The sequence below is a fragment of the Providencia sp. PROV223 genome (genome assembly GCF_028479245.1).
Lineage (GTDB): Bacteria > Pseudomonadota > Gammaproteobacteria > Enterobacterales > Enterobacteriaceae > Providencia > Providencia rettgeri.
This window is the reverse complement of sequence record NZ_JAMPNG010000002.1, coordinates 401,472-427,680: the sequence shown is the minus strand read 5'-3', so window position 1 is coordinate 427,680 and position 26,209 is coordinate 401,472. Positions and strand designations below refer to the sequence as shown.

21 protein-coding genes and 3 tRNA genes are annotated in these 26,209 nt (G+C 40.2%); 14 read left to right on the top strand and 10 right to left on the bottom strand.

Annotated elements, in window-relative coordinates; genetic code table 11:
• Positions 1-39 precede the first annotated feature (39 nt).
• From uvrD to PR767_RS04760, 4 genes are all read left to right on the top strand, one after another.
• Entirely contained in the window at positions 40-2,202 is a 2,163-nt protein-coding gene (gene uvrD, locus PR767_RS04775) for a DNA helicase II (RefSeq protein ID WP_004907350.1), read from the top strand.
• Positions 2,203-2,564: 362 nt separating this feature from the next.
• The gene (locus PR767_RS04770; protein ID WP_272519953.1) at positions 2,565-3,110 is read left to right on the top strand and encodes a hypothetical protein; all 546 of its coding nucleotides are present in this window, start codon (positions 2,565-2,567) and stop codon (positions 3,108-3,110) included.
• A 261-nt stretch (positions 3,111-3,371) separates the two neighbouring features.
• Complete coding sequence (locus PR767_RS04765; RefSeq protein ID WP_123382189.1) at positions 3,372-3,956, top strand: 2OG-Fe(II) oxygenase; 585 nt, start codon at positions 3,372-3,374, stop codon at positions 3,954-3,956.
• Positions 3,957-4,163: 207 nt separating this feature from the next.
• The gene (locus PR767_RS04760) at positions 4,164-4,433 is read left to right on the top strand and encodes a hypothetical protein (RefSeq protein WP_110731577.1); all 270 of its coding nucleotides are present in this window, start codon (positions 4,164-4,166) and stop codon (positions 4,431-4,433) included.
• Between the two features lie 83 nt (positions 4,434-4,516).
• Here the strand turns inward: PR767_RS04760 and prfH are convergent, their stop codons facing one another.
• Both prfH and PR767_RS04750 read right to left on the bottom strand, forming a co-directional pair.
• Positions 4,517-5,128, bottom strand: coding sequence for a peptide chain release factor H (gene prfH / locus PR767_RS04755; protein WP_272519952.1), 612 nt, complete (start codon positions 5,126-5,128; stop codon positions 4,517-4,519).
• Positions 5,125-6,261 (bottom strand): RNA ligase RtcB family protein, encoded by a 1,137-nt coding sequence (locus tag PR767_RS04750; protein WP_117162652.1) that lies wholly within the window; start codon positions 6,259-6,261, stop codon positions 5,125-5,127. The genes prfH and PR767_RS04750 overlap by 4 nt, the downstream gene beginning before the upstream one ends.
• A gap of 543 nt (positions 6,262-6,804) precedes the next feature.
• Here PR767_RS04750 and PR767_RS04745 point away from each other — a divergent pair.
• Entirely contained in the window at positions 6,805-6,948 is a 144-nt protein-coding gene (locus tag PR767_RS04745) for a Hok/Gef family protein (protein ID WP_109912151.1), read from the top strand.
• 151 nt (positions 6,949-7,099) lie between these two features.
• Here the strand turns inward: PR767_RS04745 and PR767_RS04740 are convergent, their stop codons facing one another.
• From PR767_RS04740 to PR767_RS04725, 4 genes are all read right to left on the bottom strand, one after another.
• The gene (locus tag PR767_RS04740; RefSeq protein WP_109912150.1) at positions 7,100-8,818 is read right to left on the bottom strand and encodes an amidohydrolase; all 1,719 of its coding nucleotides are present in this window, start codon (positions 8,816-8,818) and stop codon (positions 7,100-7,102) included.
• 101 nt (positions 8,819-8,919) lie between these two features.
• Positions 8,920-10,272: an APC family permease gene (locus tag PR767_RS04735; RefSeq protein ID WP_004907367.1), complete on the bottom strand. Its 1,353-nt coding sequence runs from the start codon at positions 10,270-10,272 to the stop codon at positions 8,920-8,922.
• 804 nt (positions 10,273-11,076) lie between these two features.
• Positions 11,077-11,970: an EamA family transporter RarD gene (gene rarD / locus PR767_RS04730; protein WP_004907370.1), complete on the bottom strand. Its 894-nt coding sequence runs from the start codon at positions 11,968-11,970 to the stop codon at positions 11,077-11,079.
• 156 nt (positions 11,971-12,126) lie between these two features.
• Entirely contained in the window at positions 12,127-12,597 is a 471-nt protein-coding gene (locus PR767_RS04725; RefSeq protein WP_004907373.1) for a thioesterase family protein, read from the bottom strand.
• Positions 12,598-12,751: 154 nt separating this feature from the next.
• Between PR767_RS04725 and pldA the strand changes: the two genes are divergently transcribed.
• The 5 genes from pldA (at position 12,752) to PR767_RS04700 (ending at position 18,484) form a co-directional block, all read left to right on the top strand.
• The gene (pldA, locus tag PR767_RS04720; RefSeq protein ID WP_004907375.1) at positions 12,752-13,645 is read left to right on the top strand and encodes a phospholipase A; all 894 of its coding nucleotides are present in this window, start codon (positions 12,752-12,754) and stop codon (positions 13,643-13,645) included.
• A 110-nt stretch (positions 13,646-13,755) separates the two neighbouring features.
• The gene (gene recQ, locus PR767_RS04715) at positions 13,756-15,582 is read left to right on the top strand and encodes an ATP-dependent DNA helicase RecQ (RefSeq protein ID WP_272519951.1); all 1,827 of its coding nucleotides are present in this window, start codon (positions 13,756-13,758) and stop codon (positions 15,580-15,582) included.
• A gap of 20 nt (positions 15,583-15,602) precedes the next feature.
• Positions 15,603-16,598, top strand: a complete 996-nt coding sequence (pldB, locus tag PR767_RS04710) for a lysophospholipase L2 (RefSeq protein WP_004907380.1) — start codon at positions 15,603-15,605, stop codon at positions 16,596-16,598.
• 13 nt (positions 16,599-16,611) lie between these two features.
• Complete coding sequence (yigL, locus tag PR767_RS04705; protein WP_004907381.1) at positions 16,612-17,424, top strand: sugar/pyridoxal phosphate phosphatase YigL; 813 nt, start codon at positions 16,612-16,614, stop codon at positions 17,422-17,424.
• Positions 17,425-17,680: 256 nt separating this feature from the next.
• Positions 17,681-18,484, top strand: coding sequence for a tetratricopeptide repeat protein (locus PR767_RS04700; protein WP_109912146.1), 804 nt, complete (start codon positions 17,681-17,683; stop codon positions 18,482-18,484).
• 3 nt (positions 18,485-18,487) lie between these two features.
• Here the strand turns inward: PR767_RS04700 and PR767_RS04695 are convergent, their stop codons facing one another.
• The 4 genes from PR767_RS04695 to rsgA all read right to left on the bottom strand — a co-directional run bounded on the left by PR767_RS04695 (position 18,488) and on the right by rsgA (position 24,315).
• Complete coding sequence (locus PR767_RS04695) at positions 18,488-18,826, bottom strand: hypothetical protein (protein WP_004907384.1); 339 nt, start codon at positions 18,824-18,826, stop codon at positions 18,488-18,490.
• A gap of 8 nt (positions 18,827-18,834) precedes the next feature.
• On the bottom strand, positions 18,835-22,176 hold the full coding sequence (gene mscM / locus PR767_RS04690; protein WP_109912145.1) for a miniconductance mechanosensitive channel MscM: 3,342 nt from the start codon (positions 22,174-22,176) through the stop codon (positions 18,835-18,837).
• Between the two features lie 33 nt (positions 22,177-22,209).
• The gene (gene asd / locus PR767_RS04685; protein WP_117162648.1) at positions 22,210-23,106 is read right to left on the bottom strand and encodes an archaetidylserine decarboxylase; all 897 of its coding nucleotides are present in this window, start codon (positions 23,104-23,106) and stop codon (positions 22,210-22,212) included.
• Between the two features lie 156 nt (positions 23,107-23,262).
• Complete coding sequence (gene rsgA / locus PR767_RS04680; RefSeq protein WP_004907389.1) at positions 23,263-24,315, bottom strand: small ribosomal subunit biogenesis GTPase RsgA; 1,053 nt, start codon at positions 24,313-24,315, stop codon at positions 23,263-23,265.
• Positions 24,316-24,425: 110 nt separating this feature from the next.
• Here rsgA and orn point away from each other — a divergent pair, with 110 nt between their 5' ends.
• The 4 genes from orn to PR767_RS04660 all read left to right on the top strand — a co-directional run bounded on the left by orn (position 24,426) and on the right by PR767_RS04660 (position 25,542).
• On the top strand, positions 24,426-24,971 hold the full coding sequence (orn, locus tag PR767_RS04675; RefSeq protein WP_109912143.1) for an oligoribonuclease: 546 nt from the start codon (positions 24,426-24,428) through the stop codon (positions 24,969-24,971).
• A gap of 264 nt (positions 24,972-25,235) precedes the next feature.
• A tRNA-Gly gene (locus tag PR767_RS04670) sits at positions 25,236-25,311 on the top strand.
• Between the two features lie 40 nt (positions 25,312-25,351).
• A tRNA-Gly gene (locus PR767_RS04665) sits at positions 25,352-25,427 on the top strand.
• A 39-nt stretch (positions 25,428-25,466) separates the two neighbouring features.
• Positions 25,467-25,542: transfer RNA gene (locus tag PR767_RS04660), tRNA-Gly, on the top strand.
• Positions 25,543-26,209 lie beyond the last annotated feature (667 nt).

The following is a 26,209-nucleotide window of genomic DNA, read 5'->3' as shown; positions in this document are numbered from 1 at the left end:
CACAGTGGTGTTAGCCACTGTTTTGCTTTGATGGTAACTATGGACGTCTCTTATCTGCTTGAAGGTCTTAACGACAAACAGCGCGAAGCGGTTGCCGCACCGCGTACCAATTTACTTGTCCTTGCGGGGGCTGGTAGTGGTAAAACTCGGGTGCTAGTGCATCGAATCGCATGGCTGATGTCTGTGGAAAATGCTTCTCCATTTTCAATTATGGCAGTGACATTCACGAACAAAGCAGCGGCAGAAATGCGCCATAGAATCAATCAATTGATTGGTACTAGTGAAGGCGGTATGTGGATAGGAACATTCCACGGCTTAGCGCATCGTTTATTGCGCCAACATTATATGGACGCTAATTTACCACAAGACTTCCAAATTCTAGATAGTGATGACCAATACCGTTTAATTCGTCGTTTACTTAAGGCGATGAATTTAGATGAAAAACAATGGCCACCTCGTCAGGGGATGTGGTACATCAACGGCAAAAAAGATGAAGGTCTGCGGCCTCAGCACATTGAAGCCTATGGTAACCCAGTTGAAGCCACATGGTTAAAGGTATACCAAGCTTACCAAGAAGCTTGTGATAGAGCCGGGCTGGTGGATTTTGCGGAATTATTGTTACGCGCCCATGAACTGTGGCTGAATAAACCCCATGTCTTGCAGCATTATCGTGAGCGCTTTACCAATATTCTTGTCGATGAATTTCAAGATACCAACAATATCCAGTACGCATGGATCCGTGTACTCGCTGGGGATACAGGCAAAGTCATGATTGTTGGTGATGACGACCAGTCAATCTATGGCTGGCGTGGTGCTCAAGTTGAAAATATCCAGCGCTTTCTCAATGATTTTCCTGGCGCAGAAACTATCCGTCTAGAGCAAAACTACCGTTCAACGAATAATATCTTAAAAGCGGCGAACGCACTGATTGCGAATAACAGTGACCGCTTAGGGAAAAATTTATGGACGGAAGGCGGAGATGGCGAGCCAATATCCCTCTACTGTGCGTTTAATGAGTTAGATGAAGCACGCTATGTGGTTGGCCGCATCAAACAATGGCATGAAAATGGTGGGGCCTTACAAGATTGTGCCATGCTGTATCGTAGTAATGCCCAGTCTCGTGTATTGGAAGAAGCGCTCATCCAAGGTGCAATGCCATATCGTATTTATGGTGGGCAACGTTTCTTTGAACGCCAAGAGATTAAAGATGCACTTTCTTATTTGAGATTAATAGCAAATCGTAATGATGATGCCTCTTTTGAACGAGTGGTAAACACACCAACCCGTGGCATCGGTGATAGAACATTAGATACTGTTCGCCAAACTGCACGGGATCAACAGCTAACACTATGGGAAAGTTGTGAGTACTTACTTCGCGAGCAGGTGTTGGGAGGTCGTGCAGCGGCCGCAATTGAGCGTTTCTTAGAATTAATCGATGCGTTAGCCAAAGAAACTCAAGATATGCCATTACATGTTCAGGCAGATAGAGTGATCAATGACTCAGGCTTGCGTGCGATGTATGAGCAAGAAAAAGGTGAAAAGGCACAGGCTCGTATTGAAAACTTGGAAGAGTTAGTCAATGCAACCCGTGATTTCAGCTATCAAGACGAAGACCAAGACTTAATGCCATTGCAGGCTTTTCTTTCTCATGCGGCATTGGAAGCTGGAGATGGGCAGGCGGATGTCAGCCAAGATGCTGTTCAATTAATGACTTTGCATTCAGCTAAAGGCCTAGAGTTTCCAGTTGTATTCATTGTGGGCATGGAAGAAGGCATGTTCCCAAGTCAAATGTCGATGGATGAAAGTGGTCGTCTTGAAGAAGAGCGTCGTCTTGCTTATGTCGGTATTACCCGTGCAATGGAAAAACTCACGATTACTTATGCAGAAAGCCGTCGTTTATATGGCAAAGAGGTTTATCACAGGCCTTCTCGTTTTATTGGTGAGTTACCGATAGAGTGTGTTGAGGAGGTTCGCTTGAGAGCGCAGGTTTCAAGACCCGTTAGCCATCAGCGCCTTGGTACACCGATTAGCCAAAATGATTCGGGTTATGCTCTAGGTCAGCGTGTCATGCACCCTAAATTTGGTGAAGGCACGATTATTAACCTTGAAGGTAGTGGGGAACACTGCCGCTTGCAAATTGCCTTTCAAGGTCAAGGGATTAAGTGGCTGGTAGCGTCTTATGCGCGGTTGGAGAGCCTATAAAATTCATGCTATCAATAATAAATATCACTGATAGTTATTTCGGTGATATTTATCATAATCTATGTAATAAATAATTAGCTCACTAATTATTTATTATTATTTTAATAATAAAGTTAGGCCAGTGTCTGTTGTATTATATAAATACTAAATTAGTTATTTATTACCTGCTCATGTATCATTTTTTTGCGGTACATATCAGTTTTATAGTATTAATACACTAAGGGATATAAAAATATGGGTGCTAATTTTGATATTAAAAATAATGAAAAGCATAAAGAAATTGAGTCATTACTTCTATCAATAGAAAATCGAATAAAAAAATAAAAAGCGTAGAGGACTCATTAAGACAAGAAATTGCAGAGTTGAAAGAAAGAAAGTATACAGATGATGGAGTATCGTCAGAACCATTAGTAAGAGAAATGAAAGGTAAATTAAAAGAGATTTTAATTAGTAAGGTAAAATACCAAAGAACACTCAAACTAGTGAATAAAACAATTAAAATTAGAACGGATAATATTATTGGTGGTTCAGAACTAAATCCTGAAGCTGATTCTACGATGAATGAAAGAATAAGTATGGTTAATTTAACTTCAATAGTGTCACATAAAACAAAAAATAAACTATCTGATTCAGCAAAGGGTAACATTATTAGTTTCAATAATCAGAGTATTAAAATACAAAAAGCGTTAACTAGAGTTATGGAACTAACAAATCAAATAAATAGCGAATATAAAGAAGCTAGATTGAAGCCATTAGTCCAAGCTAGTAATCAGCAAGCCATTAGCGAGCAAATGGCTTCTTTTTCTATGCCTGATAAAATGAGTGCTGTAATAGAATTATCAATAAAAATGAAGAGTATTACTCACCATAACTATGGTGGTTTAGATAGAACAGGGCAGTACTTATAGAGGCATTTAAGCTAACTAATCGTTTTACTTCTGGAATTAAAGGTATTCAACATAGAGTTGAATACCTTTTTTAATTTTATTGTATGGTTGAATGATAAGTGTGAGCATTGTGATTTTTACTTACTTTATGATAATTAACATTATATTTTTAGTGATTGGTATTGATTGATTGTTTTCATTATCAGGATTCAAGTTTTTAATTTTATTTTTACATCTTTTTGCCGTATAAAGTTTTACCGAGTAACCTTCCTAACATTCATCATGTCAATTAATAAACTTATTGATTCGCTTTCCTCACAAGGCTGGTATGTGTGGGACGATTTTCTGACCTTGTCAGATATCCAAAGGATAAAACAATGCATACCCAATACATTACAAGATGCGCGTATTGGGCATCGAGATTCATTACAAGGTAATAAAGCGATTCGCGGCGACCAAACGGTTTGGTTGGAGCCCGAAATGGGGAGTTCTATAGTTCATTATCTCAATAAAATGGAGCAGGTCAGGCAAGAACTTAACTGTCAGCTTTATCTTGGTCTACGTGATTTTGAAACACATTTTTGCCGTTATCCAAATGGTGGTTTTTATAAGAAACACGTGGATAACCCAAGAGGTGTCGGTCGACGAAAAATTACGACAGTTCTATATATGAATGAACAATGGCACCCTAGCGATGGTGGTGAATTGGTTGTCTATGACCAAGAAGATAATCAATTGTTTAAGTTAGAACCCATTGCAGGTCGTATGATCTTTTTCATGTCAGAAGAATTTCCTCATGAAGTGCTCCCGACAGAACAAACTCGCGAAAGTATCGCGGGGTGGTTTTTAACTGAAAAAATACTTTAACCCGTTCAGGCTATTACCACCTCTTATAGAGGTGGCTGATAGAAGTATTCTCATTATTTATACACATAACAAATTTTATAATAGTTATTTTAATATATTTATTTGATTTTCTGTTTTTCTTGATGTTAACTTTATTTGAACTTTGTTTTTTTATATTAAATTATATTTTCTGCTGTGTGACTAAATTATATAAAAAGGAGTTTATAAATGAACGGCACTGATAAGTTTGGTTATGGTTCTAAACAATTTCAACAAGGTGTTAGTATAGCGGAGTATAATCGCCAATTAGAAAAAGCTTTGAAGGAATTAAGCGAAAAAAATATTGGTGATACCGTGATGATTAATTCTAATAATGATATGTCATCATTAATACAAAGTGTAAATTATTTCCCAGTACCAAAAGACCATTGCTCGGTTATTGAGATGGGTTGCTACTCCTCTAAATTGAATAATTCGATTCTTTATGATTTTAAATAATCTACTTTAGAAATCGAATCATTAAATATTGTCTAATGTTGGATTAAATTATGTGCCACCTCTAATTCGAAGTGGCACTAATTTTACATTAATCGTTTAAATTCATTTCCTACAAAAGTCATAGCTGCATTTCCTCGTTCAATTTGATAGTGAGATTGATGGCGCTGTTTATCTAATGTATTTGATTGTTTCGATTGATACTCATCAAGTTTCCATTGTATTAATTGTTTTGCGAGTTTTTTATTTGCGTGTTGGCTGCGTTCAGATTGAACTTTAACTGTAATTCCCGTAGCAACATGCTTAGCTCTAACTGCTGAGGACGTTTTATTAACATGCTGCCCTCCAGCCCCTTGCGCTTTGGTGAACTCAAATTCAATTCCACTCTCTTCAATTGGTTTAATGGGAGAGAAACGGGTGACACTCAAAAACCAATTTTTACGTTTATGTCGCGGCCTAATAGGGCTTTGGCATTGCCATTGGACTGTACCGCACCAAGACTGGGCCAATATTTCTGCATCTTCACCTTCTAGGCAAACTAAGGCAGATTTTAGCCCTTTTTTAGAGGGAAATGACTCCAGTACGTCATAAGCGATATGATATTTTTTAGCCTCTTGTAGAAAGCGGGCAAGGGCCTTTTCAACAGCAATACAACATTCTTCAGGCCCCTGAGCAGCGGAAAATTGTAGCAATATCATGAGCAATCTCCACTGGTTTTATAGGTGATAACCGGCTTAAGTCGTGCAATAACTTGGATGATGCCAATATTCACCATGCTTTCAATTACAGTATCAATGGATTTATAAGATTGTGGGGCTTCTTCGTAAATCAATTGTTTGTTTGCACAGATAACACGACTGCCTAATGCCGTTCTTGATAATTGAATCGGTGTATATTTATGAGATAAGCGCCCTTTACACTCAGTTCGCATCCACTTGCGGCCAGCTCCGTGAGCAAGAGAATTCAGACAAACTTCACTTGGCTGTGGGGATACCAGATAGCTGTAATCACCTCGAGAACCAGGGATAACAACTAGCCCGCGATCTGATGGCGTGGCGCCTTTTCGATGTATCCACCCATCAATGCCATTGATTTTACAAGATTCAACTAGGTTATGATTAAGGTCGAGAACGCATTTACCTTTTGACTTTACTTGTTGCAGCATACGTAAACCGATCATTTGGCGATTTAGTTGGGCAAAATCTAAGGCATTTTGATGCGCTTCTAAGTAATTTTTAGCATCTTGAGAGCTATCTATAAGCCCATCATGACTATGATTTTCTACATGTTGACGAAGGATTGATTGGCCTAAACCACGAGAGCCACTGTGAACTAATAACAGTAATTGTTGTTTATTCAAACCACTCATACCGAATAATTCTGGGTTTAATATTTCGTCAACGGCTTGAAACTCAGCAAAATGATTCCCGCCACCAATAGAACTTAATGATGGCATAAAGTCATGTGATTGCATGTTATCTGGGACATGCTCTTCAAGCCAAGATAGAGGCGCATGATCTGACATTTCAAAAAGTTGTTTTTCGAGTTTATCGAGGTTAACTTTCGATTTTTTAATATCCGTTTGAAACAGCGCCATTCCACAACCGATGTCATTACCAACCAGCGCAGGGTAAAAACGCTTGGTAGAGAAAAATGCAGCACCAATTGGATAGCCGCGGCCTGGATGAAGGTCAGGCATGCCGACAACGGATACCATATCAGGTAAGTTTGCGGTTGTTTGTAATTGTTGGATTGCTTTACTTTCAATCCATGTTGATTCTGTGGCGATGTAGCTAACTTGCTGATCCACAGTATGTAAGGTATTGCCCATAAGCTATTAACTCATTTTTAATTGAAAAATAAGGTGATTAGCAGGCAAATTTAAGAAAATAGATTAACTAACGAGAGTGACTATTTCTGAGAGTGCCCGCAAAGAGTTTGATTAATTGTTGTCATGGTAAACCTCCTTGCAGTTAGTAGATGAATATAAAACGCTGCGGATACTAACGGTAACTTTTTTCTTTTGCAAGCGCTATTTTTAGCATTACGGATTTTTAGTCATTTTCTGAGATAAAAATATAAGTAAATAATTTAAACCTATTAATGATTATTTACCTAATAATTATTTAAATAAACTATTAGATAATTAAATTTATATTTTTATTTATTTCTATGGAATTAAACGTGAGTGAGATATAAAACTTTGTTATTATTTTGGCGGGTGCTTGAGCCTTTCTGGTTTAAGCATATTAAGTTGGAAGAAATGTTTGGATTAGAAAGGAAAAAGCCCCGTTAGTTATTATTAACCAACGAGGCCCGATCTAAACCTGAACAGTTGAGATTGTGCCTCTTAACCATTAAGAGGTCAAGGGAAATGAGCAAGTTCGCAGTGGTGGCGTTTGTTTTTGCGTGTATTACCGTGTTTGGTATTTCAGTATTAATGCGAGATAGGCTTTGTCTAATCGTGATTAGTCATGGAAATACAGTTGTTCAAACAACGTTTTCTTACGAAGAGTAATGTTGCTTTACGAGGGAAGTTATTCTCTCGTAATTTCCCGATTTAATTGTGCGTATTCAGGTTTGGAATTAAATGCCCAATTAAAAACACCCCAAGATATTATTTAATCTTTGGGGTGTTTATTTAATTAGCTATCTAAATAATTAAATTATTAAGCAATATGTACAGTTTTTCCGCCAATAATAGTACGTAATACTTTTACATTCTCAATATCATCTGCAGGGATCTCAAAGACATTGCGATCTAGCACAATCATATCTGCAAATTTTCCTGCTTCTAATGAACCAAGTACATCTTCACGGTGCTGTGCATAAGCTGAGTCTATCGTCGCAGAGCGTAAAACCTCAATGACCGTTAAGTCTCGGTCATTATCAAGTCTTGGCGCTTTTTGCCCATTTATGTCACGACCACGGCGTGTTGCAGCCACTTTTAAATCATACCACTCGTCGAAATCATCAATTGGCCAGTCACTACCAAATGCAACAACCGCGCCAGCGTCGACAAATTTAGCGATGGGTTCAAGTTGCTCAAAACGTTCATCACCGAGCATTTTTTTCTCAAAAGCGGCGAGTTCTGGCGTTGGGGCGGCCCACTGGAAAGATAAGCAAGCGATGGTTTTTAAGCGCGCAAAGCGGGCATAGTCATCAGCATGGACTAATTCATTATGAGCAAGCCCTGGACGAATATCTTTTTCTGGGTGAGCAGCACGCATTTTTTCAATCGCATCTAAAACGATAGAAACGGCACCTTCACCAACGGTATGCAAGTGTGGGTCATAGCCCGCAGCGGCAATTTTTTCCATTAATTCATCTAGAATTTCAGCCGTGAAATAGAGATCACCGTAGTTATCGGTTTCTACCCAATTCGGAGCGTCATCCGTGCCTTGATTGATACGGTATGGCTGCAATAACGATGCTGTCATTGTTGGAAATTGCATCACACCATCAACAAACATTTTAATATTATTTAAGCCAATGCCAGGGGCTGGCGTCCAATCGGCTTGGTGCCATTTTTTGGCAAATGCAACGGCTTTATCAACAGCTGCCGCTACTGAGGCAACATCCGGTGTTTCATCAGGGGTTATTTCACGGGCAGCTTGGAAACGGATCGTAAGGTCGCCACGTTGTTGTAATTGAGAAAAGGCTTCAAGCTGTTGTTCTGAAACGCGTGCATCCATCACCATTGTCACACCTTGCTGATTAAGTACTTTCTGTACTAATTCAGCAACTTCAATAGCTTGGTCGTCACGAATTGAAGGAATGCTATCGGCAGCACGCATAGCGGGAGCATCTTCTAAAATACCGTTTAATTCACCATTCTCGTATTTACCAATCTTACCATCAGGTGGTTCAGGCGTATCTTTGGTGATACCAAATAATTCGAGGGCACGGCTATTTGCTAGCAATGTATGGCAGTCATTTGAAAACAAGACGACAGGGCGTTTCGTATTGAGCTTGTCCATATCTTCACGGTACATATCAACACCTGCAGGGATCATACCTTGGCGCAGCCATGCAGTGACTTTGAGCCAATCATTTTCCCCGGTACGCGGGTCTTTATCGAGGTGATCTTGTACGCGTGCTAAAATTTGGTCGATAGTTAACGATTCATAATTTAAATGGCAACCGAAGAGTTGAATACCGCCCCAAAAAGGGTGCATATGACCATCAATGATGCCAGGCATCATCATTTTGCCTTCGAGATCGATACTCTCTGTCTCAGGACCAACATATTGATGAAGTTCATCAGAGGTGCCTGTGGCAAGAATATAGCCATCACGAACAGCAACCGCATCGACAACGCGATTTTTATCATCTGCGGTATATATATAACCGTTAAAGTAAATAACGTCAGCTAATTGATTATTCATTGTAAACCGTCTGTATCAGTGGTGCTTTGGTGGCACCAACGCTAAAAAAACAACGGGGAAGGCAAGTGCTCCCCCGTAATCATTTATAAGACTTGAAATGCTTAGTTAATAATCATTTCAGTTTCATCGTCAGAGATTGCAGGTGGACGACGAGTAAAACCATGGGTCAGAAGTGCTAAGTAAATTGCACCTGCAGCTAACCACCATAAACCCACTTTAAAGGCTTCGCTATCAAGACTTGTCCATAACCATAATGTTAGGATAACACCAATAGAAGGCATAATCAGGCATGTGATAATTTTTGTATTATCCAGTGGTGCTTTACGGTCAATATAAAAATGTTTAATGACCGATAAATTCACAAAAGTGAACGCAATTAAGGCACCAAAACTGATCATTGAAGCGACCATGCTGAGCGAAAGCACTAATGAAAGCAGTGACGCTAGCGCAACAAAAATAATCGAGTAAATCGGTGTATTGAGCCTTGGATGTAGATAAGCAAACAGTGAACGAGGTAATACACCTTCACGACCCATCGCATAGAAAATGCGTACAATACTGGCTTGTGAGGTCATTGCTGAGGCAAATACACCAATAACATAAGCGGTGATAAAGCTAGATGCCATCATCGCTCCACCAACTTGTTTCATTACCGCAAGGCTAGCAATATCGGTATTAGGAATAAAATCTTGCCACATCGGATAAACCAGATGCGCACCATAGGAAATGATGACAAACAGCGTACCTGCGATAAACACGGTGTATAAAATCGCTTTTGGTAGCGCACTACGTGCATCTTTGGTTTCTTCTGCCATGGTGGAGATCGCATCAAAGCCAAGGAAGGCTAAGCAAAGTACCGCTGCACCTGCAAATAACCCTGATACTTGTTCTGACATGACCGTAATAGGCGCCAATAAAGCGTCCGTATCCAATACAAATGAAGTTTTAAAACTCAAGTATAGGAACACGGCAATAAATACAAATTGCATTAAAATGATTAGCATATTCATTGAGGAAACTAATTTAATTCCCAAAATATTCATGATGCTAACAATTGTAATTGTGCTGCAAATAATGACGTACATTGGGATATCGGGGAACGCTTCGTGAACAAAGATCCCAATCGCAATGTAGTTAATAATAGGTAGAAAGAGGTAATCGAGCAGTTGTGCCCAACCCACTAAAAACCCGAGTGTGCCGCCAAAGGTTTTTTGCACGTATGAATAAGCAGATCCTGAAAGCGGAAGTGCGCTTGTCATGCGGCAATAGCTCATGGCAGTGAAAAAGACGGCAGCTAATGTAATTAAATAAGCGACAGGCAGATGGCCTTCACTTAATACAGTTACTTGTCCATAGGTGGTGAAAATTCCGAGTGGCACCATATAAGCCAGCCCGAAAAAAACTAACGCAGGTGTGGTCAGTACGCGTTTCATTTGAACGGTATTCTGTTGCATTTTTAAGCCCTTCCCAAAAGCCCTTAAACAACGTTAACTCTGTCTGAATGCACAGGCCGAGTGAACCTAAAATGCAGCCGTACTCGTCATACTTCGAATCACAACGTCGCTGGCTTTGCTCGCTCGCACTAGTCACATACTTTTGTATGCTCCTAGCGACTCCCTTGCTTGCGGCCTAGTTGTATTTTCGAATTATTTAGAGTCTTAACGCTACATGATTGTATTAAATTAAATTTTAGAACCGGCTGTATTCAATTTCAGAAAACCTCGCACCAGGACATTTTTAAAATGAAATGTCATCGTGCGCACTTTAATGAAACGTCAGTGATGAATCGGACCATCACCATCCGCTGGGGTGAATACAAGCGGCGTACAATATAATTACCAAGTCCCTATTAAGCAATCATTAATTGAAAAAAATAAACAACTACTTTTATTTCAAAGAGTTGTTTGATGGATATGTTTATTAATTGAAGTGGATTTAAGATAAATTAAATAATAGCCATTATGGATAGAAAATCAAGGTGAATTTTTTCGTTTAACTTATTGATTTTATATGGTTAAATTTATTTTTTCTCAATGGGTATTATAGATAAGAACAACGAGATTTGATTTAAGCTTAATTTATTATGAGGCAGGCAAAGAATTGGCTATAAAATTAAATAGCCTATTTGCATTAATTAAACTTACTATTCAAGTTCCATATAATGAAACACCGACTTCGTTATAAAATATAAACGAGAGTCGGTAATTTAATATTAACACTATTTATCGGTCATCTGAGTTTCTGAAAACCGTTATCCGTTATTTTCTTCTCAGTTTTTGCTGGGTATATAAAGCATCTAATGTAAATAAAATTAATGCAACCCAGATAAAGCCAAAGGTGACTAACAATTCAGGTGTCATCACTTCACCGTACATAAACACGGCGAGTAAGAACATAATACTTGGCCCCATATATTGGAAAAAGCCTAGAGTTGACAGCCTTAAGTGGTTAGCTGCCTCTGTAAATAGTAACAGTGGCACAGTTGTAATTACCCCTGCGGCAACCAGCAGTGCATTTAAATGCCAATCATTCATTGCCATATCGCTAGTTGGACTATCTGCAAAAAATAATAAGAAGATAATACCGACAGGAAGTAGCCAAAGTGTTTCGAATGTCATCCCTGTTTGTGCATCGACACCTAATTTTTTACGTAATAAACCGTAGGTAGCAAATGTAACGGCCAAACTTAGACCAATCACAGGCACTGAGCCGAATTGCCAAAGCTGGATCAATACACCCGTTAGTGCAAGACCAACAGCAATCCACTGCATGCGGCGAAAACGTTCTTGTAAAAATAGCATTCCAAACAGTACGTTAACTAGTGGGTTAATAAAGTAACCTAAGCTAGCTTGTAGCATATAACCATTATTAACTGCCCAAATATAAATTAACCAGTTACATGCAATTGTCGTTGCCGTCACCCCAAGAACTAATATTTTCTTTGGTTGCTTCAGTACTTGGCGGACATAACTCCAATGGCGTGAAACAGTTAATAATAAAATCATAAAGAAAAATGACCAAATAATACGATGAGTCAGGATTTCTTCTGCGGGCACTTCTTGGATACTTTTAAAATAAATAGGTGCGACACCCCAAATAAAATAGGCGCCTAAGGCACATAACACGCCTTTGGTAGTATTTTGCTGGCTCATTGTTGGCTCTGAAATTGAATTAAAGACTAAAAAGATACTTATACAGAGAGACCGAGCCGATTTAAGCGGCTCGATTTTTGATACCACTAATGTGACATTGCTCAGGTTTTTTTACAAGTTATTAGTTTAGTAGGTGACTAATTATTTGTATCTATTTTATCCCACCAGGTAAGTTGCCGTTGCTGTCGCAATATGCTGATTGTTTTCATTATGAAGTTCGCAGCGTGTAACGGCTATTTTATTACCATCTCTTAATAAGCTGGCACTGGCGGTAAAAAGTTGGCCTCGACCAGGGCGTAAATAATCAACTCGTAGGTCGATTGTTCCCATGCGAGACATTTTGTCGACAATCTCAGTATGAGTTAATGGATTAATGCGCTGCAAAATACGGTTAATACACACCATGCCTCCTGCAACATCTAAAACCGAAGCGATCACACCGCCATGTAAAATGTTCTGAGTGAAATTACCAATTAATTGCTGACGATTTTCAACGGTAAGCTGAACAAAATCATCATTTAGACTCATTAACTTAATCCCAAGTAATTGGTTAAATGGCATTTTATAAATAAATGCATGGCTCATTAACTCACTGGCTTCTTCTAAAGTATAAGTACGGTCATTCATCGTTTTCATCCTTTAAAAATATGTAAATAATAAGTTAACATTACGTGTAAATTATGTCTCTAACAAACGAATGAATAATCTTTCAACAGTTATTCAGTTTTGTGTGTAAAATAGGACAAACTTTTTTTGGACGATGTTGAAATAGGAATGACTAATGCGCGCTTTACCGATTTTGTTAAGTGCAGTGCTCAGCTTTTGGTCTGCTTCACTGTTTGCGACTGAAAATACAAGTATTCAGCCTGAACAAGATGTCAAAAATACCCTACCAATACGTGGAAGCATCATTTCAGGATTACTACAACACCATGATAATCCATTTGTATTGTATCCGTATGAATCGAATTACATCATTTATACCTATACCTCCTCGATGAATAAAAAAGCGATTTCTAGCTATAATTGGGGCGATGATGCGTTAAAGGATGAAGTTAAATTTCAACTAAGTTTAGCTTTTCCATTATGGGCCGGTATTGCTGGTGATGATTCCATTTTAGCCGTTTCTTATACTCAACGTTCTTGGTGGCAGTTAAGCAATAAAAAAGAATCTTCACCATTTAGAGAAACCAACTATGAGCCTCAGGTGTTTGTTGGCTGGCTAACTGACTACCAATTTGCGGGTTGGACGTTACGTGAGATTGAAACGGGCTTTAACCACGAGTCAAATGGGCGCTCAGAACCGACCTCTCGCAGCTGGAACCGTGTATATGCGAGGGCAATGGCGCAAAATGGTAATTGGCAAGTTGACCTTAAACCTTGGTACCGCATTCATGAAAGTGAAGGGCGTGATGATAATTCTGATATTACCAAATACATGGGCTACTATCGCTTAAAGGTAGGATATGCATTGGGAGATAGCGTATTTACTACGACTGGACGCTATAACTGGAATACCGGTTACGGTGGTGCAGAGTTGGGGTGGAGTTATCCAATTAGTAAACATGTGCGTTTTTATACCCAGTTGTTTAGCGGATATGGTGAGTCGATGATAGACTACAATTATCGCCAAACCCGTTTTGGTATCGGTGTTATGCTAAACGATATGTTGTAATGGAAGAAAAACTCAGTGCTCTATTCAGTTCTGAGTGAAATACCAAGTCATAAATCAACAACTTCGCTGCTCAATTGGGCAGCGGCTTGTTTTATCGATTGAGGAAGTTTGTGTCCACAGCTTGCGTCATTAACCAACTTTCATTGGCTGAACATGTGCTTAATAGTACATTTGGTTATCAGTCATTTCGCCCCGGGCAAGATGCTGTCATTGGGGCCATTTTAGATAACCGTGATTGCTTAGTGTTAATGCCAACAGGGGGCGGTAAATCCCTTTGCTACCAGGTCCCTGCTTTAGTTAAAGAGGGGGTCACACTGGTCGTTTCGCCATTAATATCATTAATGAAAGACCAAGTTGACCAATTAAGGTTACATGGGGTTAATGCGGCATGTTTAAATTCATCACAAACGTCACAAGAACAGCGTCAAATCATGGAGCTGTGCAGTCAGGGGGAAATAAAATTACTTTATGTTGCCCCTGAACGGCTATTAACTGATTATTTCCTAAGCCAATTAGCAGGGTGGAATATCACTTTGCTAGCCGTGGATGAAGCCCACTGTATTTCTCAATGGGGACACGATTTTCGCCCTGAATATCGTGCACTAGGCCAATTACGGCAATCATTACCTAATGTACCCGTGATGGCGTTAACCGCAACTGCAGATGAAACCACACGTGCAGACATTATTCGCTTATTGGAGCTACATGAGCCATTAGTTCATGTGAGTAGCTTTGATAGGCCAAATATTCGTTATACCTTAGTCGAAAAATATAAACCGTTAGATCAACTTTGGTTTTTTATTAAAGGCCAAAAAGGAAAAGCGGGTATTGTTTATTGTAACAGTCGCAGTAAGGTTGAAGAAACGACAGAGCGCTTGCAAAAACGAGGCCTAAGCGTTGCAGCATACCATGCGGGGTTAGAGGCTGCTCAACGGGAGTGGGTACAAGACGCATTTCTAAAAGATAATCTGCAAGTTGTCGTGGCGACAGTGGCTTTTGGGATGGGAATTAATAAATCAAACGTTCGGTTTGTCGCTCATTTCGATATTCCACGTAATATCGAAGCGTATTATCAAGAAACAGGGCGAGCAGGGCGTGACGGTGTTGAGGCCGAAGCCATTTTATTTTATGACCCGGCCGATATGGCATGGTTACGTCGTTGCCTTGAGGAAAAACCTGCAGGTATGCAGCAAGATATCGAACGGCATAAGCTGAATGCCATCGCGGCTTTTGCTGAAGCACAAACCTGCCGTCGTTTGGTGTTACTCAATTATTTTGGCGAAAATCGTCAGCAGCCTTGTGGTAACTGTGATATTTGCTTAGACCCGCCAAAACAGTACGATGGGTTAGTGGATGCGCAAAAAGCGCTATCCTGTATTTATCGTGTTGGTCAGCGGTTTGGTATCGGCTATATTGTAGAGGTATTGCGTGGTGCTAATAATCAACGTATCCGTGATTTAGGCCATGACAAACTGCCTGTTTACGGTATCGGTAAAGAACAAAGTAATGAACATTGGGTTAGTGTGATTCGCCAATTGATCCATTTAGGTATGATCACTCAGAATATTACGCATTTTTCAGCGCTTCAATTAACTGAGGCTGCACGGACTATATTACGGGGTGAAGCGGCACTAAAACTAGCAGTTCCGCGTGTTTTAGTGGTAAAAAGCCGTAATCAACAAAACAAAATTTATCATGGCAATTATGATAAAAAATTATTTGCGAAACTGCGTAAATTACGTAAGTCCATTGCAGATGAAGAAAATATTCCACCATTTGTCGTGTTTAATGATGCAACATTAATTGAAATGGCTGAGCACACTCCAACTTCACCTGCTGAATTATTGTTAATTAATGGTGTTGGCGAGCGTAAACTCGAACGTTTTGGAGTGGCATTTATGGCACTTATCCAAGACCATCTTGAAGGTTATGAATGAATAAATAAGGAAACTGCAGGATGACGCCTGAAAACCTAAAAGAGAGTTGGCTGAATCGAGAAACTCAATTTTCTGCTTTTACAAATGGCCCGCTTTTAGATTTCTGGCAACATCGAGAAGAATCTCAATTTATGGGAGTTGATGATATTCCCATTCACTATGTCCGTTTTATTCATCCAAAGCACCATAAAGCGATAGTCATTTCACCGGGGCGTAGTGAAAGCTATGTGAAGTACCCTGAAGTGGCTTATGATTTTTATCATTTAGGCTATGATGTTTTTATTATTGATCATCGTGGTCAAGGGCGATCAGGGCGCATGTTAGCTGATCCTCAAAAAGGTCATGTTGAAAAATTCACTGATTACATTGACGATTTTGAAAAGTTTATTGAGCTTGAGGTTAAATATCGGCATTACCCAAAATGTTATGCATTAGCTCATTCAATGGGAAGTGCTATTTTAGCCGGGTATTTGTTGCGAGATAACGTCACATTTGATGCCGCAACCTTATGTGCACCGATGATTGGTATTAATTTACCCATGCCTCGTTGGATGGCGAGCTTTATTGTTGATAGAGCGGAATCGCGTGAAAGCGTTCGTAATGATTACGCGGCCTCTACTGGGAAATGGCAGCCATTACCTTATTTAATCAATGTATTAACACACAGCTCGGAGCGTTATCGGCGCTACTTACGCTATTATGCCGATTACCCTGAATTGCGCTTGGGTGGGCCAACTTATCATTGGCTACGTGAAAGTTTTGTGATTGGCGATGAGCTAATTGCGAAAGCGGGAGAAATTGATGTGCCACTGATGGTGTTGGAAGCCAGTGAAGAAAAAGTGGTCAGCAATAAAGAGCTACAAGCTTTTTGTCAAAGCCGACAAAAAGCGCAAATAGGACGAGAAGAAAAATTACCTCTCATTATTGAAGGGGCACACCATGAAATCCTATTTGAAGTGGATGCATTAAGAGCGATGGCGCTCAATGCTATCTGTGATTTTTTTGAGCAGTATTAGTTAGGGTTTGAATATGAAATATCCTGTAGTTGCTTCCGATTTGGATGGGACACTGTTATCTCCCAATCATGATTTAACGTCTTATACAAAAGACACTTTGAAACAGCTAGTAACTTCGCAAGATGTGCATTTTGTGTTTGCAACAGGCCGTCACCATGTGGATGTTGCTCAAATCCGTGATGGTTTAGGCATCGATGCGTATATGATCACGTCTAATGGTGCGCGGATCCATAATACCCGTGGTGACTTAATTTTTGAGCACAATGTTGCCCCTCAAATTGCTCATGAGCTGTGTTTAATGGAATTTGATAACCCTGAGCTTGTCACTAATTACTACCATGGTGATGATTGGTTTATCAACCGTGAAAGCCCTGAACAAAAAGAGTTTTTTAAAGAATCGGTATTTAACTACCAGTTGTTTGACCGCCACAATTTTGTCACCTCTGAGGTCTGTAAAGTTTACTACACCAGTGAAGATCATGATTTGCTGGTGGATTTACAACGCCGTATTCAAGCTCGCTGGCAAGATAGAGTGAATGTAACGTTTTCACTGCGTAGCTGTTTAGAAGTTATGGCTGGTACTGTTTCTAAAGGGGAAGCTTTGAAGCAAGTAGCTGCTCTACATGGCTATACACCGAGTGATAGCATTGCGTTTGGTGATGGTATGAATGACAAAGAAATGCTGACGATGGCCGGAAAAGGCTGCATCATGCAAAATGCACATCAGTTGCTAAAAGATGCGTTACCACACATGGAAGTCATTGGCTCGAATAGTGATGATGCTGTTGCTCGTTATCTGAGAAATAAATACCTTAATAACGCATAATTCATTTTGTTATTTGAAATAGAGAAACCAGATAGGCAATATGTTTATCTGGTTTTTTATTATCGCAATTAGACTAGAAACGTAAGTTCCCACAGCGAAAATACAGCGAAACGTGCTTTTTGTGAAATTTAGGTCACTTTTCCTATTTTTTCTGACAAAAAGTAAATTTAAACTAGGGGGATGAGTGTTTAGGTCGATATTAATGGATAGCACTGTTTTCACAGGTTGCATATTGCACTGTTGAGGGTTCCTTAGGATGAAAAGAATTGCGTTAGTACTGTTGTTAGGCTCGATTTGTTTTAGTTCCGTTTTAACTGCTAAACCTACCACTGCGCCAGCATCGGCAACAGTAGCACAAGAGCCCTCGATTGAACAAATTACGCAGTTAGCGCAAAAAGGTGACCCTAAAGCCCAATTTCAGCTAGGTGAGCGTTATTTTAAAGGGTTAGGTGTTTCTCAAGATTCTAAAGCTGCGGCTGAGTGGTTCATCAAGGCAGGAAACCAAGGGAATTCAGATGCGCAATTCCGCCTTGGCACGATGTTCGTAAATGGTTTTGGTGTGCGTCGTGATTATGACAAAGCGATGCTGTGGTACGAACAAGCCGCTGCTCAAGGTGATACCCGAGCTGAAACAAACATGGCGATGATGTACGCGCAAGGCTTAGGTGTTACTCAAAACCTAGAAAAAGCGGCATTTTGGTTTAGAAAAGCTGCGCAGGGCGGGAATATACTGGCTCAATTCCAGATAGGCCAAATGTACTCGATTGGTAGTGGTGTTGATTTAGATGATGAGAAGGCGGTCTTCTGGTTTAGAAAAGCCGCGAAACAAAAAGATGCTAAGTCTCAAGACCGCTTAGGTGTCATGTACTCTGAAGGACGTGGCGTGAAGAAAAACTTGCAGCAAGCCTACGCATGGCTTGCAACTGCGGTTTACAGTGGTAACGCAGAAAGTCATCGTCTACAGAATAAGATTGCGGAGCAGTTAAGTCCTGAAGAATTACAGCAGGCACAAAAATTAGCGGAAGGTTATATTAAATCGTATGGTTTTAAAGCCAGCTAACGATTAAGCAGATGTGTGGGATACGATTTTGTATCCCACCAGTATGACAACCGATAATACAAGATAGCACCAAGAAAGCCGATAAAAACGGTTATTTCCCCAGCCTCGACGAATGGCAAGCTGCTGCTGTTTCGATGATAGCTTGCCACAAAGTACACGAAACCCGACGATATAAACCGCACAATACACTTGCCAAAGATATAGCGTATTAAATGCAAAAGCTTTCCCAACAATTAATAAGATAATTAATGGAATCAAAAAGAATAAAATCGACCCAACACGTTCAAGTTGGGCGATCCTCAATATCACTAATTCGTCTTTTTCATCTAATTGTAATGGCATAATACGGCTTACAGTTCCCCAGATTTACGGCTTGGATTACGTCCTGAAAGATTGTTTGTCGCACTTTGCAGAGAGTTATCACGGACATCCACCCTTGCTTGGAATGGTGGGAATGGCAAGGTAATCCCTTGTTCAGCAAAGGATACTAGGATGTTTTGATGTATTTCATGGCGCGCAGGTAACCGGTGGCCCATTTCTGCGGCATAGACACGTAATTCAAAAATCTGAATACCTTGTTGTAAATCAACAAGATATACTTCAGGTGCCGGGTTGTCTAAAATCATCGTAGAGCGTTGAGCTGCACGTAAAATAGTATCTGTCACTAATTCACTATTGGCATCAGAAGGTGCAGGAATCGTCATGACAATACGTGTGATCGTGTCAGAAAGTGACCAGTTAATAAATTGTTCAGTAATAAATGCCTTATTTGGCACAATAATTTCTTTTCTGTCCCAATCTGTTAGCGTGGTTGCACGGGTATTGATCTTGGTAATACTGCCGGTCAAGTTACGGATAGTTACTGTATCTCCAATCCGGATCGGTTTTTCAAATAAGATCATCAACCCTGAGATAATATTAGCGAAGATTTCTTGTAAGCCAAAACCAAGCCCGACCCCCATCGCCGCTACAAGCCATTGTAGTTTTGACCACTCAATCCCTAACATAGAGAAGCCAACAATGGTCCCGATAATAGTAATCGTATACTTGGTTAGTGTGCTGATAGCGTAACCGGTACCTGGCGTTAAATCCAAATGTTGGAGTACTGCCAGCTCAAGTAAAGCGGGTAAGTTACGAACTAATTGGGCAGTAACGATAATAGTCAAAATAGCAATGAAAATAGAGCCCATGGTGATAGGTTGTACCGTATCAACACCATTAACCGTTGAGGTCACATCCCATAAGCGAATATTTTCAAGGAAAGAGAATGCAGTATGTAGTTCAGACCATAGCCAAATTAATGAAACCAAGGCAATCATGGTTAAAATCGAACGAACTAACCCCACAGATTGGGTGCTAATGGTATCCAAGTCGATAACCTGTTCTTCGATATCAATATTTCCTTCGCTACTGGCGTTTGCTTGCTGGCTATCGTCTTCACCTTTAGCACGTTGCGCCAATATCTCAGCACGGCGTTGTTTCGCACGCTCGAAGGCTAATTTACGGCGCTGCATCGACATCCAACGGCGAATAGTATGATAAACGATAAGGATGACAAACCAAATGGCGACAGAAGTTTCTAAACGTGCAAGCAGGGCCTGTGAGGTTGAGAAATAACCTAAAATGGAGAAGAACCCAGCAACAATAGGTGCGAGTAATATCATCCACCACAAGGCCTTATTAACGATATTCTCACCGGACCCATGTCTATCTAAATAGAGAGGGATTTGTGAACGACGCAAGTTGTTGGTAATTAAGCTAAGTGCGACACATAAAAAGATAAAACAGAAACGACCAATACTGGCTGCAAATTCCCTATCGCTATAATGTTCAAAGGTAATAATTGCCATCACTAATGGAACGATGACAAAAATCGCCATTCGGTAATAACGCATCGCACGTTTAACGGAATCTTTGTCCCAACCGAAGTGAGAAATAAATAGCCCGGTTGGACGAGAAAAGGTTTCGCTGATCATAAACAGCCACAATAAAGGTGTCGTCGCACTGACACCATAACCTATCGCCGCGGCCATGGGGTATTGCCATGCACTTTGTAAGCCATAGCCGATGGCTGACCACATCATAGGTAGAGGAAGAGCAACAATAATTGACCAGAAAATAGTTCGAATGGTTAAGTAGAACCGGTCTTGTGTCACCTTACCAATACGTAAACTGGAACGGTCAAGAAATGCTTGGTAGTGCTTACGCGTGCTAATACTGAAAATGACTAATGCTATAGAACCAAGAAGATACAAAAAGGTATCTTGAGTTGTCAGCATAACGTTCAGTGCACCAGCAAGTTGGGACAAGGTATCCAGTGAAAGTAATTGAGTAATATCAGTTACTAACATGACAGGATAGCTGATGCTTATTGGTGGAACATCTGCGACCCAGAAAAGATAACGGTTGGAAGCATCTTTGACTTCTTTTAATGCATCGGTTAATTGCCCAGTAGCGACATTAAGCTTCGTTAGCTCTAACATTTCAGCATCGAGGCCTGAAATTAAAGAGGTCAGTAGCTCTCGGCGGGTTTTAATTAATGACTGATAAACTTGCACTTGAGCTGCATTAAGCTCATGCTCGGTTTCTTGCTCGGTTGTATCTACTTTACCTAATCTATCGAGGCTATCTTCATAATTTAAGCGTTGTACACGTAAATCAGCCATTTCACGATCAAGTTGTTGGCTTTTGGGTATATCAGGCAAACGAGAAAGCTGTGTTCTGAGAGCTTCCCCTAATGTACTTGAACTGCTGATCCACTGAGCTTGCTCGCGAATAGTTGTGAGTGCTTGGCGAGCATCACGGATACTGGTTGAAATTTCTGCTTGGCTATTAGTGATAGCGCTCATGCGCTGTGCCTGAGCGGTTAATTCCTGAGACATTTTGCGGTTAATATCAAGCTGCTCAGTTAAAAATGGCGTTAGCTCCCCTTGTGCGGCCAACATTTCCGTGTGTTCTAACGCTAAAATTGCTTTTTGTTGGCGTTGGGTATTTTGGAAATCACGTAGGTTTTGTAACTCAAGTTCCATACGTTGATAGCGTTTTTTGTATAATTCCAACGTAAGGCGTGAGATTTCTTGGCGGTTATTGGCAGAAAGCTGTGCCATTTCCAGTTCATTAACCGTTGACTTGCGAGCACTTACTTCGGCTTGAGCCAATGTGTACTGGGCATCGGCTAATGGCGTTGACGGTGTACTCAGAGACTGAAAGCGGGAAGTGGCTTCAGTGAGTAAACGTCTGGCTTCAGAAAGCTGTTGTGGCAGAATATTTAATGATTCACTGATTTCGCGGCCCTTATCTTGCTCTTGCTGAGTTAAGCGGCTTTGATCGAGTAATTGGCTGCTAAGCTGAATAATACGTTGTTCAAGTTCACCTAAGCTGATACCCACTGGTATTGGGGCCGGTTCATCACTTTCATTAAGAATTTTTTGTCTTATTTCTTTGATAATTCTAGGAAAGTTATCAATGGCTTCTTGATAAGATTTGGCTTTTGCATCGGACTCTCGTGTTTCACTCATCCAATTCAAAGCACCTTGTAATGCTTGTGCTATCTCTGCATCTTTGGGGTTGGTGCTTGACTCAAGTTGTTTGAGCTCCTGCTTAATCTGTGCTTCATCCTGCGCTGCAGTTGGTGCTGCAACGGAAGAGAAAACGATTAACAGACTAAGAAAAAAACTGATAATCACACGCACAGTGAGGAGCTCCTTCAAGAGATAATAATTTAACTAAACGTCGATGGATTCTTCTGTCACTGTATTTGCAACAGTTTCAGCGAGTAATTCGCCCATGCGAGTTGCATAACCGGGGATTAGTGATGAATTAAATGTCACTTTGTTAGGTTCAAATAAATTAATCACTGTTGAACCCAATTTAAACAGTCCCATTTCCTCACCTTTTTTCAAGAAAACAGCCCCTTCAGAGTCTAACTCAGGGTAAACCCAACGCTTAATGATGCCTTCACGAGAGGAGTTAACGCAACCGCTCCATACGGTTTCAATACTACCAACGATGGTTGCACCGACGAGGATCTGTACCATTAGGCCGACAGGGGTGTCAAAGACACAAATCAAGCGTTCATTACGTGCAAATAGATTGGGAACATTTTGTGCCGTCAACGGATTTACAGAGAATAAATCGCCAGGAACATAAATCATCTCTTTGAGCAAACCGTCACACGGCATGTGTACACGGTGATAGTCACTCGGGGAGAGGTAAGTGGTAATAAAGTCACCACCACGAAAACGTTCCGCTAATTGGTATTGGCCTGCAAGTAACGCTTCCACTGTGTAATTATGGCCTTTAGCTTGGAAGATAAGGTCATCATTAATCGGGCCTAATTGGCTAACTGCACCGTCAGCAGGTTGAGCAAGTTGGTGCTCTTTTTCGACAATCGGGCGTGCGCCTTCTTTTAGCAGACGGATAAAGAAATCATTAAAAGTGGCATAAGCAGTAAGTTCGCTTTTTTGCGCTTCATTCATGTTGACTTTATAGGCTTTTGCGAACAGTTTAATTGCCCATTGTGTCATGAAACCCGCATTGCGGCTTGCAAACCAGCCTGCAAATTCAGTAAGACATTGTTTTGGAAGCATATATTGCAAGCGAATTTTAATTTTATCTAGCACGTTAACCTCTGATTTTTAAAGGTATGTTAGCAAAAGGGCGGCTATTGTACACAGTTTACTCATCATATTTCAAACGGTCGCGTAACAGGCTAACCGTAATTAAATTATTTAGAGCTGTCTTAGCGTTAGGGAGTTAATTGTAAGCACTCACTAACATTATTTATCTTTTGCCGTAAAATTGCCACGAGGTTTGATTTGTTCCATGCTTTCTAAAATGCGATGGTAGTTTTCAAAACGTGATTCAGCAATTTTATTTGCTTCTACGGCTTCACGTAACAGGCAACCAGGGTCATCTAAATGTTTACAGTCACGGAATTTACAGCCACCAAGGTAATCTTTAAATTCGACAAATCCTTTGGTCACTTGTTCCGTTGTTAAATGCCATAAACCAAACTCACGCACACCAGGGGAGTCGATCACATCGCCACCCAATGGGAAGTGATATAAACGAGCTGTTGTTGTTGTATGTTGTCCTAGCCCTGAGTTGTCTGAAACCTCATTGACTAGAATTGTTTCTTCATTATGTGGGAGTAATGCATTTAATAAACTTGATTTGCCCACTCCAGACTGCCCAACAAATACTGAAACTTTACCTGCTAGCGCGTTAGTAAGTGCTTCCATGCCTTCGTTGGTATGGCTTGAAACTTCGAGAACTTGATAGCCAATATCGCTATAAATCGTCATTAAATCGCTTACCCACTCACGGTTTTCGTCGTCGAGTAGGTCGACTTTATTGAGAACGATAACAGGCTTAATCCCTGTGGTTTCGCAGGCAACTAAATAGCGGTCAATAATATTCAGCGAAAGCTCAGGTAAAATAGCGGAAACTACGACAATTTGGTCAATATTAGCAGCAATCGGTTTTAAGCCATCATAATAATCGGGACGAGTTAGAACAGAACGGCGTTCATGAACAGCTTCGACGATGCCATTTACTTTGATATCGCTCTGTGTGTTCAAGGCTGGCCGCCACACCACGTTATCCCCTGTTACGAGAGATGAAATAGTTCTACGCAAGTTACAGCGCTGGATAGTCCCGTCACTTGCTTGAATGTCAGCATGTTGCCCAAAACGGCTAATGACTAAGCCTTCTTGTGCTTCACCTAATTGGCTATCATCAATTTCAACTGTTTTTTGCTTTTTAAGTCTTTTTTGATGATTTTCTTGAACTCGGCGCTGTTGGCCTTTCGAAAGTTTCTGTTTAGCCACCTGTCCTCTCTTTACTATGGGCTGTATTTTAGGGGTTACTCACGCCTGTCACTGAAGGCATGAAGAGTGCTATCATACCTTAACTTCATAGAATGCAGTTAGGGTATATCATGCAAAAGAATGAGAATAATTTAATTTGGATCGATTTAGAAATGACGGGGCTCGATCCTGTTCGTGATCGTATTATTGAAATAGCGACTATTGTAACAGATAGCCATCTTAATATTTTAGCAGAAGGCCCTGTAATTGCAGTTCATCAAACGAATGAACAACTCGCTTTAATGGATGAGTGGAATGTAAACACTCACACCAATAGTGGTTTAGTTGAACGTGTGCGCAAAAGTACCGTGAGTGAGCGTGAAGCTGAGCTAGCCACCATTGAGTTTTTAGAAAAATGGGTTCCCCAAGGGGCATCACCGATTTGTGGGAATAGTGTTGGGCAAGACAGGCGTTTTCTATTTAACTACATGCCTGAATTAGAACGCTATTTTCATTATCGTTATCTTGATGTTAGTACACTTAAAGAACTTGCACGTCGCTGGAAACCTGAAATTTTAGCAGGGTTTTCGAAGAAAAATACCCACCAAGCTCTTGATGATATTCGTGAATCGGTCGCTGAACTGGCTTATTATCGGGAAACATTTATTAAAGAATAAATGATTCGTTATGAAAGTCGCCATTGGCGACTTTCATTCGCGGTTTTTTCTCAATAAGTTAACAATGTTAACGTATTGAAATCAGTTTATTACAACGGGTGTTGATAAAATCACCATTGTGATTGAATTGTCAGCAAACGAATAAAAAAATAAAAATTTTGAGCGCAAGGGCTTGCTAGTATCTGAATTTTTCGTATAATGCGCTCCCCGTACCGATGAAGTTTTTGTTATTGAGTCGGCACGTGAAACATCCAGAAATGTGATGCGGGAATAGCTCAGTTGGTAGAGCACGACCTTGCCAAGGTCGGGGTCGCGAGTTCGAGTCTCGTTTCCCGCTCCAAATTTTCTTGATGTTTTAGCTAGAACACTATTTTCGTGATGCGGGAATAGCTCAGTTGGTAGAGCACGACCTTGCCAAGGTCGGGGTCGCGAGTTCGAGTCTCGTTTCCCGCTCCAAACTTTCTTAGTGTTTTAGTTCGATAGTACCCACCAAATGCGGGAATAGCTCAGTTGGTAGAGCACGACCTTGCCAAGGTCGGGGTCGCGAGTTCGAGTCTCGTTTCCCGCTCCAATATTTTCTTTATCTCTTAACTTTTCTTCTTAATTAAATCTCACATAATATTCATTTAACTTAATTTTATTTAAGTAAAATCACTTAGTGCATATGAACTGCGTTTGTTCACTGTTTTTATCCCTTGAACACTGGGATCTAAAAGGGTTTCGCGATCTTTTTTGGATCATATCCAGATTTGTGCTTGCATTCATTTTCAGGGCGCCATAGAATAGCCACCCCTTAGCAATAGGGTGTTTTACTTCCATCTCTAAGATGAAAACATGAAGTTTAAATAATAAACAAAAATATGCTTTTTTATTTACTTCGAGTGTTTTTTCATTTTAATCTTACTTTTTGGTCACTTTTGTATTGCTAGTTAACGTAAAATCAGTGTTTTTCTTTTCAACGCGACATTAGAAAGTTATCCACAGCTAACTCAATCAATCTGAGTTTTTATTGCGATTTGAAATAACTTATTACACAGAGTTATCCACAGGCTAATTAACAAATTCCTGCTGTGCTATTTAATTCTAGCGTTTAAGTTGTATTATTATAACTTGTTGATTTTATTGGTCTGTGAATTATTTTGTCAAAATGAGGCTAGCACAGCTTGCAAATTCTTTACCTATTGTCAGGTAAGCATTTTTTATTTTATTCACATCAATTTGACAATTCTTCATTCCGG

Excerpts from the sequence above, each read along its gene's own strand:
- uvrD (WP_004907350.1), top strand. The coding sequence starts at position 40 with ATGGACGTCTCTTATCTGCTTGAAGGTCTTAACGACAAACAGCGCGAA.
- PR767_RS04765 (WP_123382189.1), top strand. The coding sequence starts at position 3,372 with ATGTCAATTAATAAACTTATTGATTCGCTTTCCTCACAAGGCTGGTAT.
- PR767_RS04760 (WP_110731577.1), top strand. The coding sequence starts at position 4,164 with ATGAACGGCACTGATAAGTTTGGTTATGGTTCTAAACAATTTCAACAA.
- prfH (WP_272519952.1), bottom strand. The coding sequence starts at position 5,128 with ATGATATTGCTACAATTTTCCGCTGCTCAGGGGCCTGAAGAATGTTGT.
- PR767_RS04750 (WP_117162652.1), bottom strand. The coding sequence starts at position 6,261 with ATGGGCAATACCTTACATACTGTGGATCAGCAAGTTAGCTACATCGCC.
- PR767_RS04745 (WP_109912151.1), top strand. The coding sequence starts at position 6,805 with ATGAGCAAGTTCGCAGTGGTGGCGTTTGTTTTTGCGTGTATTACCGTG.
- PR767_RS04740 (WP_109912150.1), bottom strand. The coding sequence starts at position 8,818 with ATGAATAATCAATTAGCTGACGTTATTTACTTTAACGGTTATATATAT.
- PR767_RS04735 (WP_004907367.1), bottom strand. The coding sequence starts at position 10,272 with ATGCAACAGAATACCGTTCAAATGAAACGCGTACTGACCACACCTGCG.
- rarD (WP_004907370.1), bottom strand. The coding sequence starts at position 11,970 with ATGAGCCAGCAAAATACTACCAAAGGCGTGTTATGTGCCTTAGGCGCC.
- PR767_RS04725 (WP_004907373.1), bottom strand. The coding sequence starts at position 12,597 with ATGAATGACCGTACTTATACTTTAGAAGAAGCCAGTGAGTTAATGAGC.
- pldA (WP_004907375.1), top strand. The coding sequence starts at position 12,752 with ATGCGCGCTTTACCGATTTTGTTAAGTGCAGTGCTCAGCTTTTGGTCT.
- pldB (WP_004907380.1), top strand. The coding sequence starts at position 15,603 with ATGACGCCTGAAAACCTAAAAGAGAGTTGGCTGAATCGAGAAACTCAA.
- yigL (WP_004907381.1), top strand. The coding sequence starts at position 16,612 with ATGAAATATCCTGTAGTTGCTTCCGATTTGGATGGGACACTGTTATCT.
- PR767_RS04700 (WP_109912146.1), top strand. The coding sequence starts at position 17,681 with ATGAAAAGAATTGCGTTAGTACTGTTGTTAGGCTCGATTTGTTTTAGT.
- PR767_RS04695 (WP_004907384.1), bottom strand. The coding sequence starts at position 18,826 with ATGCCATTACAATTAGATGAAAAAGACGAATTAGTGATATTGAGGATC.
- orn (WP_109912143.1), top strand. The coding sequence starts at position 24,426 with ATGCAAAAGAATGAGAATAATTTAATTTGGATCGATTTAGAAATGACG.